Source organism: Collinsella sp. CLA-ER-H11 (assembly GCF_040092445.1).
Lineage (GTDB): Bacteria > Actinomycetota > Coriobacteriia > Coriobacteriales > Coriobacteriaceae > Collinsella.
The window spans coordinates 366036-383428 of record NZ_JBBNLN010000001.1; the positions used below are offsets into that span (position 1 = coordinate 366036).

The 17393-nt window shown below is 58.5% G+C and carries 11 protein-coding genes, 2 tRNA genes and 1 rRNA gene; 13 read left to right on the top strand and 1 reads right to left on the bottom strand.

Features of this window, described 5'->3' with window-relative positions:
• Nucleotides 1-114: 114 nt before the first annotated feature.
• Nucleotides 115-3306: a hypothetical protein gene (locus tag AAAX35_RS01540; protein ID WP_349116505.1), complete on the top strand. Its 3192-nt coding sequence runs from the start codon at nt 115-117 to the stop codon at nt 3304-3306.
• Between the two features lie 21 nt (nt 3307-3327).
• On the top strand, nt 3328-3546 hold the full coding sequence (locus AAAX35_RS01545; protein WP_022094153.1) for a hypothetical protein: 219 nt from the start codon (nt 3328-3330) through the stop codon (nt 3544-3546).
• Between the two features lie 66 nt (nt 3547-3612).
• Here the strand turns inward: AAAX35_RS01545 and AAAX35_RS01550 are convergent, their stop codons facing one another.
• Nucleotides 3613-7044, bottom strand: a complete 3432-nt coding sequence (locus AAAX35_RS01550; RefSeq protein WP_349116506.1) for a SpaA isopeptide-forming pilin-related protein — start codon at nt 7042-7044, stop codon at nt 3613-3615.
• A gap of 297 nt (nt 7045-7341) precedes the next feature.
• On the opposite strand from AAAX35_RS01550, the gene AAAX35_RS01555 reads away from it, so the two are divergent.
• The 11 genes from AAAX35_RS01555 to AAAX35_RS01605 form a co-directional block, all read left to right on the top strand.
• Nucleotides 7342-7416 (top strand) — tRNA-Gly (locus tag AAAX35_RS01555).
• Nucleotides 7417-7842: 426 nt separating this feature from the next.
• On the top strand, nt 7843-9189 hold the full coding sequence (gene purB / locus AAAX35_RS01560; protein ID WP_055251306.1) for an adenylosuccinate lyase: 1347 nt from the start codon (nt 7843-7845) through the stop codon (nt 9187-9189).
• Nucleotides 9190-9317: 128 nt separating this feature from the next.
• The gene (locus AAAX35_RS01565; RefSeq protein ID WP_006236206.1) at nt 9318-9581 is read left to right on the top strand and encodes a TIGR03905 family TSCPD domain-containing protein; all 264 of its coding nucleotides are present in this window, start codon (nt 9318-9320) and stop codon (nt 9579-9581) included.
• Nucleotides 9581-10792 (top strand): hypothetical protein, encoded by a 1212-nt coding sequence (locus tag AAAX35_RS01570; RefSeq protein WP_349116507.1) that lies wholly within the window; start codon nt 9581-9583, stop codon nt 10790-10792. The genes AAAX35_RS01565 and AAAX35_RS01570 overlap by 1 nt, the downstream gene beginning before the upstream one ends.
• 153 nt (nt 10793-10945) lie before the next feature.
• Complete coding sequence (locus AAAX35_RS01575) at nt 10946-11668, top strand: response regulator transcription factor (RefSeq protein ID WP_006236208.1); 723 nt, start codon at nt 10946-10948, stop codon at nt 11666-11668.
• 11 nt (nt 11669-11679) lie between these two features.
• Nucleotides 11680-13245, top strand: a complete 1566-nt coding sequence (locus tag AAAX35_RS01580; RefSeq protein ID WP_349116508.1) for an ATP-binding protein — start codon at nt 11680-11682, stop codon at nt 13243-13245.
• A 118-nt stretch (nt 13246-13363) separates the two neighbouring features.
• Nucleotides 13364-14242 carry a phosphoribosylaminoimidazolesuccinocarboxamide synthase gene (locus AAAX35_RS01585; RefSeq protein WP_117743382.1) on the top strand — a complete coding sequence of 293 codons (879 nt, stop codon included), beginning with the start codon at nt 13364-13366 and terminating at the stop codon, nt 14240-14242.
• Nucleotides 14243-14818 (top strand): hypothetical protein, encoded by a 576-nt coding sequence (locus AAAX35_RS01590; RefSeq protein WP_117848470.1) that lies wholly within the window; start codon nt 14243-14245, stop codon nt 14816-14818.
• 89 nt (nt 14819-14907) lie between these two features.
• A complete protein-coding gene (locus tag AAAX35_RS01595; RefSeq protein WP_349116509.1) occupies nt 14908-16188 on the top strand; it encodes an aminopeptidase in 1281 nt (426 codons plus the stop codon).
• 28 nt (nt 16189-16216) lie between these two features.
• Nucleotides 16217-16292 (top strand) — tRNA-Lys (locus tag AAAX35_RS01600).
• Nucleotides 16293-17069: 777 nt separating this feature from the next.
• A 16S ribosomal RNA gene (locus tag AAAX35_RS01605) occupies nt 17070-17393 on the top strand; the annotation flags it as partial.

Here is a 17393-nt window from a genome sequence, read left to right on the forward strand (position 1 = left end):
TTAAGATGGCCCGAATTCGGTCGTTTGCGCTCGCTCGGGGTATACTTTCGACTATATACGGTTCTAATGTGCATGCATTGGGCCTATTTGTCGGATTATGGATGTGGAGCGCACATGGCGAACACCCAGAACTATATTAACCACCTGCTGCAGAACACCGGCATTACGCCGGCATGCAGCGAAGAAGAGCGCTTGGCTGCCGAGGATATCGCTCAGATCTTCCGCAACCACGGCTTTGATCCCGAGGTTCAGGAGTTCAATGCCCCGGCGCCCAGTAGATTGGCATTTGCCGTTACCGGTATTCTTGCGTTTGCCGGCGCCCTGCTGATGGGCATCGGCGGCGGTATCGGCTTGGTCGGCACCTTGCTGGCCATTGTCGGCGCCGTTCTTTACGTGCTCGAGCGCACGGGCCACCCCGTGGTTTCGCGCCTGGGCAAGACGGGCGTGAGCCAAAATGTCATCGCCTACCACAAGGCCTCGGGCCCGCTCGCGTCCCCGCGTAACCGCCCGGTGGTCGTTGTCGCACACTACGACTCTCCCCGTGCTGAGCTGCTCGCCCGCGAGCCTTATGCTTCGTATCGTGCGCTCATCGCCAAGCTGTTGCCCGTTGCCACGGTTGCCCCCGCTGCCGTTGCCATCCTGCGTATTCTGCCGCTCCCCGGCGCGCTCAAGGTTCTGCTGTGGATTGTCGCGATCCTCGCTTCCCTCGTTGCACTCGCCAACGCGGTAAACATCATCTCTAACCGCCACATTCTTCCCTATACGTCTGGCGCGGTGTGCAACAAGTCTTCTGTCGCCGCTATGCTCGGCGTTATGGACAACGTTGCTCCCTTCCAGGGCGAAAACGAGTTTCCCGACGATGTTCCGTTCGATACCTATTTTGGGGAGCAGAAGCGTCGTGCCGAGGAAATGGCGCGCGCAGCGGCGGAATATGCCGCGGCCCAGCAGCAAAACGACTACGGCAACACCATCGAGTATGAAGAGCCTACCTACGCCGAGGACGAATTCGGTCAGCCGATTGCTCCCGACGCTCAGACCGAGCCCGAACAGGGTGAGGCTTTCGACGAGCAAATCGAGGGCTTTGAGGGTGCGTCTGCCGACGAGACGCTGATCGGCGCTATCGTGCCCGAGGATCAGAATCAGGCTGCCCAAGCCGAAGAGTTCAATGACGAGGTTCCCGCTGCCGAGCCGGCGGAGGAGTCTGCCGAGCCCGAGCCCAAGCTCTATCGCAACGCCGCCGGCAACATCCGCTTTGGTTCGGATGCCATCCGTGCGCTCGGAATGCTTCCCGAGTCCTGCACGCTCGATTACGAGGAGGGCGAGGAGCCAACGTTTGAGCCCGAGCCTGCCCCCGTCGTGGCTGCGCCTGCGCCCGTTGTCGCTGCGGATGATGAGTCTGCCGCGGTTACCGCTGCCGTTGCCGATCCCGAGGCGGTGTCCGCGTTCGATCCCGCGGCAGGACTGGACATTTTGGCTCCCGCCGCGCCGGCGCAAGACGTTGCGGACGAGTCTGACGACGATTACGTTGAACAGCCGAGGCGCGTGTCTTACGAGAGCGATACTGATTTCTCGGCCGAGATTCCCGCGGCAACGCCGCATGCCGACATTGCATCCGCGTTCTCGTCGATTGGCGCCAGCGCTTCCAACTTCTTTAAGGGTGCGTTTGCAAAGGGCAAGAAATTTGTCGACGATTTCGAGGAGAAGCGCGCTGCCGCACGCGAGGCTGCCGAGCAGGAGGCTATCGCTCAGCAGCAGGCAGCCGAGGCGGCACGTGAGCTCGCGGCGCAAGAGTTCGAGCAGAACGAGGCTATGCAGTCCGCGCCCGTCGAAGCCGCCGAAGCTACAACGTCCTTTGAGTCCCAGCAACCGGCGTCCGCGGATGTTGTTGAAGCGACGACGTCTTTCGAGGCTCAGCAGCACGTCGATAGCACCATGTCGTTTGATGCCGCGCAGTTCGATTCCACGATAACGTTTGAAAAACAGAGCACCGCGATTGCCGAGCCCCTTCCTGTTTCCGATGAGCAGGGCGACGTGGCAGACGATGACGAGCCTGTTGATGCTGCCGAAATCCAAGATGCCGCCGAGGACGAGCCCGTCGAGGCCAACTCTGACGAAGAGCAATACGCGGCAGCCGAGCAAGATGATTCGACCGAGGTCGAGCAGGAGGAAGTGCCTGCGGTTTCCGAGACTCCCGAGACGGATGAGTCGAGGCCTTATTCCACGCAGATTTTCACCATGCCGACCCCGAGTGGTTCCGGTGCCACGGTTGCCAATGTCGCTCCCACCCAGGACGAAACGGTCGATTCCCTTATGGCCCAGATTTCCTCCCAGGCATCGCCGCGCCCGCAGATGAATGTTCCCGATCCGGCGTCGGCACCGTCGCCTGCACCTTCCTCGTCTCCGCTGGCTTCGGTCCCCGATCCGTCGCTGCCGTCTATGAAGCAGGCAAACGTTGCGTCTCGCACGTCGCTGTTCGACCTTCCCGACCCCTCCGCACAGGTCAACGATCCCTTTGCTACTGCCCAGGGCCCCGAACCCACATCGGCACCCGTTGCGCCTCCTATGCCCGTTGCGTCGGGCGCACAGCCGATCGAGACCATTTCGGCTCCCGCCCCGGCGGCACCCAAGTCTCGTAAGCGCGGCCTGGGTGGTCTGTTCGGCCGTAAAAAGAAAAACGAGCAGGACAGCATGAGTGACTGGCTGGGCGTCGAAGACGATTACGATGCCAAGAAGTCCGGTCGCGGTATCGGTTCGTGGGATAACTTCGAGGACGATAACGATGGCTGGAAGGGCGGCGCTACGTCTTCCGATGGCGCTTCTTCCGAAGATATGCTCTCGGCTGTCGCCTCTATGGGCGATGATGAGCTGCTCGGTCACGATATCTGGTTTGTGGCAACGGGCGCCTCGGATTGTGATGGCGCCGGCATGAAGGCCTTCTTGGCTTCGCATCGCGATAAGCTCCGCGGCGTATTCTTTATCAATCTTGAATCCGTCGGCGCCGGTAGGCTTTCGGTGGTGACGGTCGAGGGCGAACAGCAGCTGCTCAAGGGCGATCGCCGCATCATGAACCTGGTCAGCAAGGTGTGCAAGTCGTTCCATGTCGATTGTGGCGCGCTCGAGATGCCCTATGCCAAGACCGATGCCTATGCCGCGCTCGAGGCGAGCCGCCGAGCCCTCACCATCGCCGGCGTGGACGGCACGCGTCTGGCTTGCGCTCGTACCGAGGACGACCTGCCCCACAATGTCAACCCGACGAACATTGCCACGGTATCCGAGGTCGTGACCGAGGTTATCCGCCGTTCGTAGACGGAGCTCTAAGGAGTCAACGTGTTTTCGTATATTAAGCGCCATTGGCCTGTCTACGTGATTTTGACCTTGATTGCCATTGCGTTAGGATTTGGGGCTGCCTACATCGTGGGTGCAAAGGGCTCGACCCCCGCCTCCGCAATCAGCGAAGAGGTGGAGCAAGAACAGAGTACGGGTGCCGATGGGATTCCTGAGTCCGAGCAGGCAATCGTTGATGGTGGATCTTCGTCTGCAGAGTAGATACGGCGATTTACATGATTGAAAGCGGGCGAGCCAGGGGACTGGCTCGCCCGCTTTTTCATCGCGCTAGCGCTTCTTTGGGATCGACCTAAGGCGAGCGAACCATAGGGCTGCGGCACCCGAGGTCAGGAGCGCGGTGATGCAAGCGGCGATGGGAGCTGATCCTGTTGCCGGTAGGTCCTGCGGTAGGGTACAGCGTTGAATGACACGGTCATCGTCATGTGACTCAAGTTTATCGCCGCCGCCGTTGCGGCAAAGATCGACGTGTGCGCTGTTGGTGAGTGCGGTTTGGGGCGTATAAGCCGACGTCGCCTGCATGTGCACGATTGCGCCCCGAGCGTCTGTGCCAAGGATTGCTTTGGCATCGTCAAGATCGTCGTGCTCATCTTTGAGATCATCGCGGTTCCAAGAATCCGCATCGCTTCGAGTCGTAAAGTCGGCGGCTACCGCACCGTATTCAATTCGAATGCCCGTTACGACGGTATTGGATGCAAGGTCGAGTTCTTTCGCCTCGAGTGTGGTGGATTCCGTGGTCGAGATATCCGCCTTCCAGAGGTGCCAACCGTCGTAATCGACGAGGCGGCAATCCTCACCCAGACTTTCCCTTACTTCGTCGGACTCAAGCCAAGGATTTTCGTGCCCATCGTCAAGTGTCGCGTTTGCCGGCTCATCGACGTCTGTCGAGTCCAACGGCGTCGTGCGATACCACACGTTGCACAGACCATTGAGGTCGCCGATGGCGACGGGGGTTTCGATTGAGACGAATCTCGCTGTATCGTCCTCGGCACACTCAAGATCATCGGTAAGTGTGAACTCATCAACCCAGGTAGTTGAATTGTTTCGAGCGTCGATGGTATAGGAGAAAAGCCCATCCGTATTGGTTTGCATCGCGGCACGGTTTTTACCATCGCCGTTAGCCAACAGGCCCTTTTCGATAGGTTGGACAAGTTCCTGACGCTTGTCGACCTGCCCCTTGATTTCGATGGGCGCATCCTTCATCGCGACGGATTGGACTTCTCCCGTATCCTTTATTTCAAACGTTATCTCCTCGGCAAGGTCATAGGTCCGCGGAGACATCATTTCGCGCAACGAGTAGGTGCCGGGTGCAAGATGTTCGACGCGGTGTGGCTTGTCGGATGAGGTCCAGGAGTCTATTTCGGTTTTATCGGGACCATATAAGGTGAGCTGTGCGCCTTCCACTTCCTGCTCACCGCTTGCATCGACCTTGGAGATATCAACCTTGGTGTAATCGTCGGATACGTTAAGCCGTGCTTCTACAACGGGTGTTTTCTGGTCGGCATAAGTAAGGTCGACAATATGGGTTGTCTGATCGAGCAAGAAGCCTGCCGGCGCTTGAGTCTCGACAACCTCGTAGCGTGCGGTGTCAGATCCCAGTGGGAGGTTGTCCGCGCGTGCTTCTCCAGTTTCATCCGTCGTGACGGTCGCGACAGTCTCACCGTCGAGCGCGGCAATGCTACCGTCGGGGCGCACGATATCACCCGAGGCACGGATCTCAAAGACGGCGCCCGCGAGGCTGCTCCCGTCTATGGCATCGGTTTTAACGATTCTGATGTTTCCGGTCGCGGCGTGGTCATAATACGAGGCGATTGCAACGGGCGTTAGGTTCATGTCGGTGGGTATGTTTACCTCGATCTCTTCGCCGACAAGATAGGGCTCTTTGGCCGAGGTTTCGCGTACATAATAGGTGCCCGGCACGAGCGATTCGGGCAGTGTGACGGTCCCGGTCGCGTCAGTCGTAAAGGTGTCCATTACGTTATGTGCTGGATACCAGCAAGTTTGTGAGACAGGTTCGTGATTGCTGTCGAGGAGTTGGAAGGTGAATCCGGCTAGGGGAACAGAAGCGCCTGTTTGGGCATCGCGTTTTACAATCTGGAGATGCGTCGACAGAGCGTGGTTGTCTACGATATATTGAAGCTCGGCGCCGTCGGAAATCTGATTGGCCCCGACGGTCCATTCCCCTGCACGTTTAAAACCCTCGGGGACGGTTTCCGGAACCTCGCGAACCGTGTAGCCGGCACGGTCGTATGGGACGGCTCCGTGGACACCGGCGGGTCGCTTGCCTGTGCCGAACCATGCTTCGGGCTGATCTTTGGTGGAGGCAAAGCCATAGATGTTTGTGGTCAGTGTGCCAACAACCTGCTGAGAGCTGTTGCTGACAACCTCAAAGACAACACCACCCGCCGGCTGCTCCAGGCCGGATTGGTCGCTATTGCCGTAATCCTTGAATTTGGAAATCTCAAGGTTAAACGCAATGGGGATATCGGAAACGCGAGATTCGATCTCGACCACGCCTGAATCGCCGAGTTGGTCGGCTCCAACGGTATAGGTCCAGCTGTCGTTGGATGGCAGGTAGCCCTCGGGGGCTTTTGATTCGTAGATGGTAAAGGTTCCTAAGGGGACATCGGCGAGGGTGGCCCGACCGCTTTCGTCGGTCGTGAGGATTTGTGCCCATCCAGGGGTTGATTGCGACACACACGTGAACTCTGCTCCTGCGAGTGAAGATCCCACCTGGGGGCCGGCATTCGTCGCGGCATCGAGTTTTACGATACGCAGATTGATGGTGCCGGGCTGTTCATCAATGGCGGCCCGCCCGCCGTCATTCCCCGTGGTAAAGGCAATACGATCGTGGCGGGGGACATAGCCGGCCGGCGCCTTCGTTTCAACTAGGTAGTATGCCGTGTTGGGCAGAAGTGTTGCTTGCGCTCGACCGTTGCTGTCCATCTTGATGGTGCCGACACGCGCGCCGCTGGCGCTCTCAAAAATATCGAATGTTGCCCCGGTAAACTGATAGGTATTGTTTCCGCTGGTAATAACGGTGTTAGCAGACTGCTTTTGGAAGGAAACAGAGACCGCCGGCAGTACATAGAGCATGTCTTGACGTTTGCTGCCGCCCGATACGGCCCCTAGATAGCGTCGCGCGCGGTGCGGAGCGGCTTTGATGCTTCCTGATTTTGCGCTGTCGTGGAGCCACCGCGCAGCCGCCACGACTTCATTGTCGGCGGTAAAGTGTCCGCTCTTGGTTTTACCCTGAGCGGTCGTGTAGGAGTAGGTGCCGTCGACATGGGTAGTGCCGTTGAGCATCCATACGGCAAGCTGGGTGGCGGCGCGGGCGCGATCGGGTGAAAGATGGTAACCGCCAAACGACGTGGTGGTGGGATATCCGTGACAAACGATTGCCGCGAACTCGTCGTCGAGCCACACCCAGCCTTGATCAAAGTTGAGCCATGGGCCGCCCGGTTTGGTGGGGCCGGGGCGCTCCTGGTTCATGCAGTAGGCAATCGAGGTGTCTTGAGCTTCATACTTGCCGATGAAGAAGGGCCCACAATCATCGCTAATAGTGCGGAAGCCGAGCTGGTCGTAGCCATCGACGGCAAATGCGGCTCCTGGTGCCAGGCAGCCGAAAAGCAGGAAGAGGAGCAGGAGCAGCGGACCTGTTGCGATTGCGCTGTGGACAGAGTGCGTGGGTGCGTTGGACATGGCTGCTCCTTATCCCTCGTGCGCCGCATGGGGAGGTTGCGACGCGTAGGATGAGGCTACCCCCGAGGTTCATGCGGGTAAGTACCGGAGCCTGACCAAAAGCTTGCCCGATTTCTGACAAATCGAGCTCAAATACAACAATCAGATAAAAGTGCAGGTAGAAGATGGTAAGAAAAGAAAGATAAAGGTCCTCATCTCCACAATTGGCGCGATTTTCAAACGATTCTCCACAGCTAAAACAAGCATCGACACCCTTGTATCGAACAAGACAACCGCGTTATACTATCCCCCACATATGCGGGCATCGCCAAGTGGTAAGGCATCAGCTTCCCAAGCTGACACTCGCGGGTTCGAGTCCCGTTGCCCGCTCCAGTAAAAAGCACAAGCACGACAGCGTTACGTTGCCGTGCTTTTTACTACTAAGCGCCGGGACTCGAACCCGCCAGGGTGCGAGCGTTAAGCAAACGCGAAGCGTTTGTAGCGAGCAGGCGAAGGCGCCGACAGGCGCCTGAAGCCGGTGCGGATTTGCGAAGCAAATACGCGGACGTCCCGTTGTCCGCTCCATGGAGCACAGAAGACCTCGGGACGGCCAATTCAACAAAGTCTTCCCCATCGTCACCGTGAATCCGAGGGGATCGACCGCAGCCGGTGCGGATTTGCGAAGCAAATAACGCAGACGTCCCGTTGCCCGCTCCAATTCCAAAATGTTAGGTTAATGCCTGCTGCCCATACTTGCACCTGCGCACGGTACAATGGTTGGGTTACGACCAACGTGCCAATAACCAAAAAGGAGCCGCTATGATCGATCGCTATACCCGCCCGGAGATGGGACACATCTTCTCCCTCGAGAACAAGTACGCCATTTGGCAGGAGATCGAGGTTCTGGCCTGCGAGGCCCAGGCGGAGCTCGGCAAGATCGGTATTTCCAAAGACGAGGCCCAGTGGATCCGCGACCATGCCAACTTTGAGAAGGCGAAGGTCGATGAGATCGAGGAAGTCACGCGCCACGACGTCATTGCCTTCCTGACCAACATGAAGGAATACATCGATGCCGATGTTCCCGAGGGCGACCCCAAGCCCAGCCGCTGGGTTCACTATGGCATGACCAGCTCGGATCTGGGCGACACGGCCCTGTGCTACCAGCTCACCCAGGCCTGCGACCTGATCATCGAGGACGTCAAGAAGCTCGGCGAGATTTGCAAGCGTCGCGCCTTTGAGGAGCGCAACACGCTCTGTGCCGGCCGCACTCATGGCATCCACGCCGAGCCGATGACCTTCGGCATGAAGTTTGGCTCTTGGGCCTGGGAGCTCAAGCGCGATCTGGATCGTCTTGAGGACGCCCGCAAGAATGTTGCCTTCGGTGCCATCTCGGGCGCTGTCGGCACGTACAGCTCCATCGAGCCGTTCGTCGAGGAGTACGTCTGCGAGCACCTGGGCCTGGTCCACGATCCTCTGTCCACGCAGGTCATCAGCCGCGATCACCATGCCTACCTTGCCGGCGTGCTTGCCACTACAGCGGCCACCTGTGAGCGCATCGCTACCGAGGTCCGCAATCTGCAGAAGACTGATACGCTCGAGGCCGAGGAGCCGTTCCGTAAGGGCCAAAAGGGCAGCTCAGCCATGCCGCACAAGCGCAACCCCATCACCATGGAGAAAGTCTGCGGTCTGTCGCGCGTCGTGAAGTCCAACGCCCAGGTTGCCTTCGATAACGTCGCCCTGTGGCACGAGCGTGACATTTCGCACTCCTCTGCCGAGCGCGTCGCCCAGGCCGATAGCTTCATCGCCCTCGACCACATGTTCCAGTGCCTCATCCGCGTTATCGACGGCCTGCAGCTGTATCCCGCCCGCATGATGGCCAACCTCAATAAGACCCGCGGCCTCATCTTCTCTTCCAAGGTACTGCTCGCCCTCGTCGACACGGGCATCACCCGCGAGGACGCGTACGCCATTGTGCAGGAGAACGCTATGGCAACCTGGCACGAGGTACAGGATTGTGTCTCCGGCCCCACCTTTAAGGAGCGTCTCGAGGCCGACCCGCGCTGCACCGTCAGTCAGGAGAAGCTCGACGAGATCTTTGATCCGTGGGACTTCCTCACCCGTATCGACACGGTCTTTGATCGTCTGGAGCAGCTGAGCTTCGAGTAGGTTCGGGCATAACGTTAGCTTTTTAGGGCGCTTTGCTGGTAATGTGTGTTGCCGGCAAAGCGCCTCGTTGCATTTAGGGAAAGACGGGGATAATAGTCGTCTCGAATAACATTCTGAGAGGGGATCGCATGATTTCGTTTGATTACAAGCCTCAGGGCGTGTGTGCTCGCAATATTCACCTTGATCTTTCCGATGACGGCAACAAGGTGATGGGCGTTGAGTTTACCGGCGGCTGCGACGGCAATCTCAAGGCTATCTCCAAGCTGGTCGAGGGCGCTCCTGCCGATCGCGTAATCGAGGTTCTCGCCGGTAATACCTGCGGTATGAAAAAGACCTCCTGCGCCGACCAGCTTACACGCGCTATCGAGGCCGCTCGCACCGAGATCGCCTAATGGGTATCGCCGATCACATCAAGAACGGAATATCGCGTCGCGGCTTTGTACTCGGTGGGGCTGCCGCGGGCGCTGCCACGGTGCTTGCCGGATGCTCGAAAAAAACGGGCACCAGCGATGATGCCGCCGGCGAGCCGCAGGTTATCAAGGATGATTCCAAAATCATCTCGATTACGGATGAGTACGAGGCAGTCGACATCGATCTTGAGCCGGCGGCGTCATGGACGCTGCCTCTGGGTACGCTGCTGTACTACTGCGACGGCGATTACGCCGCGGCGATGATGGCGCCCGCATCGGCACTGCACGCCAACACACTCGGTGTGCTCAACCTGGGCGATGGCTCGCTTACCACATTAATCGAGGATCCTATCGAGGGCACGGGATATGCATTCTACGATGTCCGTGCCGGCGACAGCGTATTCGCGTGGGTTGAGATGAACTTTGCCAATTCATCGTGGAAGCTCTACGGTCAAAATCTGTCGGGCGCTTCGCTCTCTGGCGACGTGGTTGAGCTCGATCGAGGTGGCAAGGACTATGATCCGCCGCTGTTTACGGCGTTCGGGTCATCAGTCATCTGGTATAAAATGCCCTCGGCAGGTGGCAATAAAACGAGTAGCGATTCGTTTTGCTATCGTCGCTCACTTGATGAATCCAAGGCCGAGGTAATTTGGAAATCGACGGGCCGCTTTGCATCGGCCCCGCGCGCGAGCGACGGCATTTTGACCATCTCGCCGCGTGTCCGCAACGACGAGGGCGTCTACTACGGCATAACGGCAATCGATCTGACCGACGGCAACAACACCAAGCGTGCCCAGTTGGTCCTTCCTTCGTCAGTTTTGCCTTTCGAGGCCGTATATATGGGCGATACCTTCGTGTTTTCTATCGAGGCGGCCTATAGTGGCGTGGGCAGCCTGGGCAATATGGGCACGTATATCGGTAATGAAGGAGGGCCGTACCTCTTCCTGTCACGCGAGCCGCTCGCATGTGCGGCTGGCAAGAAGAATAAATACCTTGTTAAGGTACAGGCGTCGCATTTCCTGATCGACACCTCTGCCAAGACCTATGGCTCGCTGCTGTCGCCCGACCGCGCTTTGGAGTATGGCGATTATCCAGCTACGGCGGGAAAATCGGACTCATTCCTTACGTACGCCACGGTGCGCAACAGCCAGGGTATACCAGAGACGGTCACTGCACGCCTATTCTCTCTTTAAGCTTAGAGGGGTTAAAAAGGCGCCAACAGGGGAATAAACGCGTTGTAATTGTGAGTACCGCCCGCCGAGCTGCCGCGTCATAGCGGCATCTGGCGGGCTCAGGTGCGTTAAAATGGGCTTGTTCTTAGCTAATTGAGACAGGGGGGCCGTGTTATGGCTTCAGATGCAAAAAAGATTCTGCTGGTCGAGGATGAGAAGGCAATCCGTGACGCCGTCGCTGCCTATCTCGAGCGCGAAGGCTACTGGGTTGTGGGCGTCGGCGACGGCCAGTCCGCGATCGAGGAGTTCGAGAAGCATCAGTTCGACCTGGTCGTGCTCGACCTTATGCTCCCCAAGATCCCCGGCGAGCGCGTTTGCCGCACCATTCGCGATACCTCGGATGTCCCCATCATCATGCTGACGGCTAAGGGCGAGATCGAGGACCGTATTATCGGTCTTGAGCTCGGCGCCGACGACTATCTGATTAAGCCGTTCTCGCCGCGCGAGCTCGTCGCCCGCGTTCGCGCTCTGTTCCGCCGTGCCCATCAGGCCGACGAGCCCGCCGTCGAGGTACTCGACTTCGGCGATCTGGTCATCGATATCTCGGGCCACAAGATCTTGGTCGAGGGCAAGGAAGTCGATCTGACGGCTTCCGAGTTCAAGCTGCTCACCACACTTGCCCGTCATCCCGGCCGTGTGTATAACCGCATGGAGCTGGTCGAGAAAGTGCTCGGGTATGACTTTGAGGGCTATGAGCGCACCATCGATAGCCACGTGAAGAATCTTCGCGCCAAGCTGGGCGATGATCCCAAGAAGCCCAAGTGGCTCTACACCGTCCATGGTGTCGGCTATCGCTTCGAGGCTCCGGCCAAGACCGATAAGTCGGACGAGAAATAGGGAAATCACATATGACACCTGCGCGCTTTGAAATCGGACAAAAGCACAAGCAGGAGAGCGAGGCGGGTTCCAAGGCTAGTTGGAACACGCCTCGTTCCGATTCACGGCCAACGATGAGCTATCCCTCGCGCATGGCACTTGCCTTTGCTCTGACATCGCTCATGACGGTATTGGTGCTGGTGGGCGTTGTCTCTGTTGTGTGGGGCACGGTCTTTTCGGATTACACACGCTCCAATATCGTCGAAATCGCAAATTCCGCTGCCGAGAAGTTGGCGACCTCATATGAGGAAAACGGCTCTTGGACCGCGGGAGAACTGCGCACGGTCGCAACGTCGAGTTTGGTTTCCGACGATCTGGGCATGCAGGTCGTCAATAAAAAGGGTGTGATCGTTTATGACGATTCCTGGCCCTCGGCAAGCGCCACCGCCGATGTACGCGAAAACCAGGCTACGACCGACGACACGAGCGGCAAGAGGGCATCGCATAGCCCGGTCTCGTCTGCTCCAACCGACTCCGATAGCGTTGCTAACGTCGAGATTGTAATGTCTTCCGGCGAGCATGTCGGACAGGTAAAGCTGTGGGCCATCGGCTCCGACGCTCTGCTCACCAAGGCGGACTCTGCGTTTAGGGAGAAGACCTTTAACGCCATGGCCCTCGCCGCGGTTGTTGCAATCTGCATTTCGGTCGTTATCGGATCGCTCGTGTCGCGCATGCTCACCAAACCGATTCATCGCATCACCAGTACCGCAAAGCAAATCCGTGACGGCGACCTGTCGGCTCGCACGGGGCTGCGCGGTGATGACGAGATCGATCAGCTGGGTGAGACCTTCGATGAGATGGCCACCTCGCTCGAGAAGGATATGAAACACGAGAAGCGCCTGACCTCGGATGTCGCACACGAGCTGCGCACGCCGCTTATGGCGATGCTTGCGACGGTCGAGGCCATGCAGGACGGCGTGTATCCCACCGACGATGAGCATTTGGAGACCGTTGCTTCCGAGACGCGTCGCCTGGCTCGTCTGGTGCAGCAGATGCTCGACCTGTCGCGCATGGAAAACAGCACGGCTCCGCTCAACCTTGAGCCGGTGGACATGGTTCCTTTCGTGCGATCGATTGTGAACGGCCAGGAGCGTCTGTTTGCCGACCGCGATCTGCGCCTGCGTTTTGCGGACGAGACCCAGGGTCACGACGATGTCGTCGAAGCCGATCCCGACATGATCACGCAATGTGTTATCAACCTCATGAGCAACGCCATGCGCTACACCCCCGAGGGCGGTTGGGTCGTGGTGTCGGTGCTCAGTGACCGCAGGCACGTCAGCATTGCCGTTTCTGATACCGGCATCGGTATTGCCAAGGACGATCTGTCGCGCATTTTCGGGCGGTTTTGGCGCGCCGATGCCAGCCGCGCCCGCGAAGCTGGCGGCCTGGGCGTCGGCCTCGCCGTGACCAAGCAGATCGTCGAGCGTCACCATGGCTACATATCCGTGGAGTCGGAGCTTGGAAAGGGTACGACTTTTACAATTCATCTGCCCCGCGAGCACACGGCGGACGCGGCATCTACTACAATGGAGCACTAGCTTTTCGCTATTCGGTGAAGGAGGGGCCGCGTCCCTGCCGCTCCGAGTTTGCGAAAACATGCGGGAAAGAACCCGCATTTCTGTCGTATTTAGGTAAGGAGTGACTCACGTGACAACGATGGAGCGTCGTCCGGATTCCCGTGGCAAGGTTCGTGATATCTACGATGCCGGTGAAAACCTGCTGATGGTCGCCACCGACCGCATTTCTGCGTTCGACTTCATTCTTCCCGACGAGATTCCGTTTAAGGGAGAGGTGCTCAATCGCATCTCGGCATTCTGGTTCGATAAGTTTGCCGACATCGTCCCCAACCATCTCGTTTCCATCGACCCGGCGGATTTCCCCGAGGAGTTTGCTGAGTATCGTGACTACCTCGCTGGCCGCGCCATGCTGGTTAAGAAGGCCCAGACGATTCCTATCGAGTGCATCGTCCGCGGCTATCTGACCGGTTCGGGCAAGAAGACCTATGACGAGAACGGCACCGTCTGCGGCATTCAGCTGCCCGAGGGTCTGACCGAGGCCTCCAAGCTTCCCGAGCCGCTGTTCACGCCGTCCACGAAGGCCGAGATCGGCGACCACGACGAGAACATTTCGTTCGAGCGTTGCTGCGAGATCGTGGGTGAGGACATCGCCGCGCAGATTCGCGACCTTTCCCTCAAGATCTACAAGGCCGCTGCCGAGTACGCCGCGACCCGTGGCATCATCATTGCCGACACCAAGTTCGAGTTTGGTGTCATCGATGGCAAGGTCACGCTGATCGACGAGTGCCTCACGCCCGACTCCAGCCGTTTCTGGCCTGCTGCCAGCTACGAGGAGGGCAAGATCCAGCCTAGCTACGACAAGCAATTCGTCCGCAATTGGCTCAAGGCCAACTGGGATATGACGGGGGAGACCCCGCACCTGCCCGCCGAGGTCATCGATGGCACGTCCGAGCGCTATCGCGAGGCCTTCCAGATCATCACGGGCTCCCAGTTCACAAGCATGAAGGAGAACGCATAAGTGAGTACCCGTAGCGCCACGAACAAGCGCACGCAATCCCACGAAGTTACCGGGGTTGCGCGCAAGTCTGCCGCATCTGCTAAGCCCGCCCGCCAAGCAGCGAGCTCCGTTCGCGTCGTGCCGGCTTCGTCTAAGGCACGCCGCAAAGAGCTCGAGAAGGGCGAGAACCTCGAGGGCCTCTCTAAAGAGGAGAAGCGCGCCCGCAAGGCTAAGCAGCGCGCCAAGGAGGACCGCATCTATACGGTGTCGAATATCCTCCTCAAGCAGGACGAGGACTACACCAAGCGCCGTCGCATCTGGTGGATTGTGCTCGCCATTGGCATGGTACTCGTCGTGGCAATTTGGGCTTCGCTCTACTTCGCTCCCGGCGGCACGGTGTCCAGTCCCGTCCAGATGGTCGGCATTGTTTTGTCCTATGTCATCATCTTAGGTGACTTTATCTACGACTTCGCTCGTATTCGTCCCTTGCGCAACATGTACCGCGCGCAGGCCGAGGGCATGTCCGAGAACAAGCTCAACGCTCTTATCGAGCGCGCAGCTGCCGAGGAGGACAAGAAGGACTCCAAGAAGAAGTAGCGTTTGCATACATACTTATCGCTAAGATATAAGGCGCGTCGTTTTTGTGGCGCGCCTTTTTACTGTTCTATAGATAGATGGAGTGGCACATGATTCGAGCTGCCCTGACGGTCGAAGAGGCCCTGGAGGGTATGAAGGCCCTGGAGCCCAAGATTAAAAACTATGCGCGTCTGGTTGTCCGCAAGGGCGTAAACGTCAAGCCCGGCCAGGAGGTTGTCGTTCAGTCTCCGGTCGAGTGCGCGCCTTTTGCCCGCTTGGTGGTCGCGGAGGCTTATGTCGCCGGCGCTGGCCATGTGACGGTCATTTGGGCCGATGATGCCGTGACGAGGCTCACGTACGAGCATGTCGATAAAAGCTATTTTGAGCAGACGCCCGAGTGGAAGCGCCTGCAGCTTGATTCCTTGGCCCAGGACGGTGCCTGCTTTATCTTTATCGAGGGTGCGGATCCTGCGGCTCTCAAGGGTATCGATCCCGCCAAGCCGGCCGCGGCATCCAAGGCGAGGAACACGCAGTGCAAGGTCTTCCGCCGTGGACTGGACTACAACATCAACCCGTGGTGCATCGCCGGCGCGCCGGTCGTGGCTTGGGCGCGCGAGGTGTTCCCGGGAGACGCCGATGAGGTTGCAATCTATAAGCTGTGGAATGCGATTCTGCACACCGCTCGTGCCGATGGCCAGGACCCGGAGAGCGACTGGGAGCTCCATGACGCCGCATTCGAAAAGAACCTGCGTTTCCTGAACGACAATCGTTTCGACTGCCTGCATTACACCGCAGCAAATGGAACCGATCTGACGATTGGCATGACGAAGGGTCACGAGTGGGCCGGCGGCAAGGGTAAGACGCCCGATGGACACCCCTTCTTCCCCAACATTCCCACCGAGGAAGTCTTCACTTCGCCCGATCGCATGCGCGCCGACGGTATCGTGTACTCGGCCATGCCGCTCATCCACCACGGCAATAAAGTCGACGATTTTTGGATTAAGTTCGAGGGCGGCCGCGTGGTGGACTACGACGCCCGCGTGGGCAAGTCAACGCTCGCAAGTATCATCGATACTGACGAGGGCGCTGCTCACCTGGGAGAGGTCGCGCTCATTTCCAAGAACACGCCGATCCGCGAAAGTGGTGTTCTGTTCTACGATACGCTCTATGACGAGAACGCTAGCTGCCATCTCGCGCTAGGTGTCGGTTTCCCCGAATGCATCGAGGGTGGGTATGACATGTCCAAGGAGGAGCTCCTGGAGCATGGCGTTAACGTCTCGAGCACGCACGTCGATTTTATGATCGGCACGGACGACATCGATATTGCGGGCATTACGCCTGATGGACGTGAAGTTGTGATTTTCCAGAACGGCCAATGGAGTTGGGAATAGTCCCAGACCGTGGTACAATGCCACCCGCGGGCCGTTAGCTCAGCTGGCAGAGCAGGGGACTTTTAATCCCAAGGTCCAGGGTTCGAACCCCTGACGGCCCACCATAGAATAGAAAAGCGACTGGCGGATGCCGGCCGCTTTTTTGTTACCGCGGCACGGGTTCGAACCCGAAAGGGCGCGGAGCTGAGTAAACGCGTGAGCGTTTGCCAGCGCAGCGCGCAAGGCGCGAAAGCGCCGCAGCGGCCGCCTGCGAAGCAGGCTGAACCCCTGACGGCCCACCCAAAGATTGTTGAGACGGTCAACTTCGGTTGGCCGTCTTTTTTGTTGCCGGTGCACGGGTTCGAACCCGAACTTCTCTATATATAAGAACGCTTGGCGAACAAAACCTGCCTTTTACCGACGGGAAACAAATAGCTGACGCTTTTGGAGTAAAGTTGCGCTCCAGAGATGACCGATGCCTTAACACCTATAAACCAGCTGGTCATCGCCAATATCAGAAGCTGCTGCTTCGAATACGGCCTCAGCGAAGCAACTGAGGGTTCTATTTATTTGTGAATAAAATATGGAGTGCGGGATTCCCGCCCACGGCGCCCCTCCGGTCTGGCAATATATCTCCTTGCCGCGCGGCCCGGTCGGACCGGATCAGCCGCGGGGCGTGCACCTTGAGAACCGGATACTGCGAGGATGGACACTAACTTCAGTGTCGCATCCGGGCAGACATCGAACCATTTGAAATGGTCTAACTTGGATTTGTTTTTCGCAAGGCCGCCGAGAGGCGGCCCCGAGAAATTCCTTTTCCTATCTAATAGAACCATATGAATCGAACGGAACCGATCAGCTAATAGTTGTGAGGACCGGACGGGCTCGAAGCCCATATATTTTGGACGGAGAGTTCGATCCTGGCTCAGGATGAACGCTGGCGGCGCGCCTAACACATGCAAGTCGAACGGCACCTATCTTCGGATAGAAGCGAGTGGCGAACGGCTGAGTAACACGTGGAGAACCTGCCCCCTCCCCCGGGATAGCCGCCCGAAAGGACGGGTAATACCGGATACCCCGGGGTGCCGCATGGCACCCCGGCTAAAGCCCCGACGGGAGGGGATGGCTCCGCGGCCCATCAGGTAGACGGCGGGGTGACGGCCCACCGTGCCGACAACGGGTAGCCGGGTTGAGAGACCGACCGGCCAGATTGGGACTGAGACACG

Coding starts and splice junctions, on each gene's coding strand:
- AAAX35_RS01565 (WP_006236206.1), top strand. CDS start 9,318: ATGATTTCGTTTGATTACAAGCCTCAGGGCGTGTGTGCTCGCAATATT.
- AAAX35_RS01595 (WP_349116509.1), top strand. CDS start 14,908: ATGATTCGAGCTGCCCTGACGGTCGAAGAGGCCCTGGAGGGTATGAAG.
- purB (WP_055251306.1), top strand. CDS start 7,843: ATGATCGATCGCTATACCCGCCCGGAGATGGGACACATCTTCTCCCTC.
- AAAX35_RS01570 (WP_349116507.1), top strand. CDS start 9,581: ATGGGTATCGCCGATCACATCAAGAACGGAATATCGCGTCGCGGCTTT.
- AAAX35_RS01550 (WP_349116506.1), bottom strand. CDS start 7,044: ATGTCCAACGCACCCACGCACTCTGTCCACAGCGCAATCGCAACAGGT.
- AAAX35_RS01585 (WP_117743382.1), top strand. CDS start 13,364: ATGGAGCGTCGTCCGGATTCCCGTGGCAAGGTTCGTGATATCTACGAT.
- AAAX35_RS01540 (WP_349116505.1), top strand. CDS start 115: ATGGCGAACACCCAGAACTATATTAACCACCTGCTGCAGAACACCGGC.
- AAAX35_RS01580 (WP_349116508.1), top strand. CDS start 11,680: ATGACACCTGCGCGCTTTGAAATCGGACAAAAGCACAAGCAGGAGAGC.
- AAAX35_RS01575 (WP_006236208.1), top strand. CDS start 10,946: ATGGCTTCAGATGCAAAAAAGATTCTGCTGGTCGAGGATGAGAAGGCA.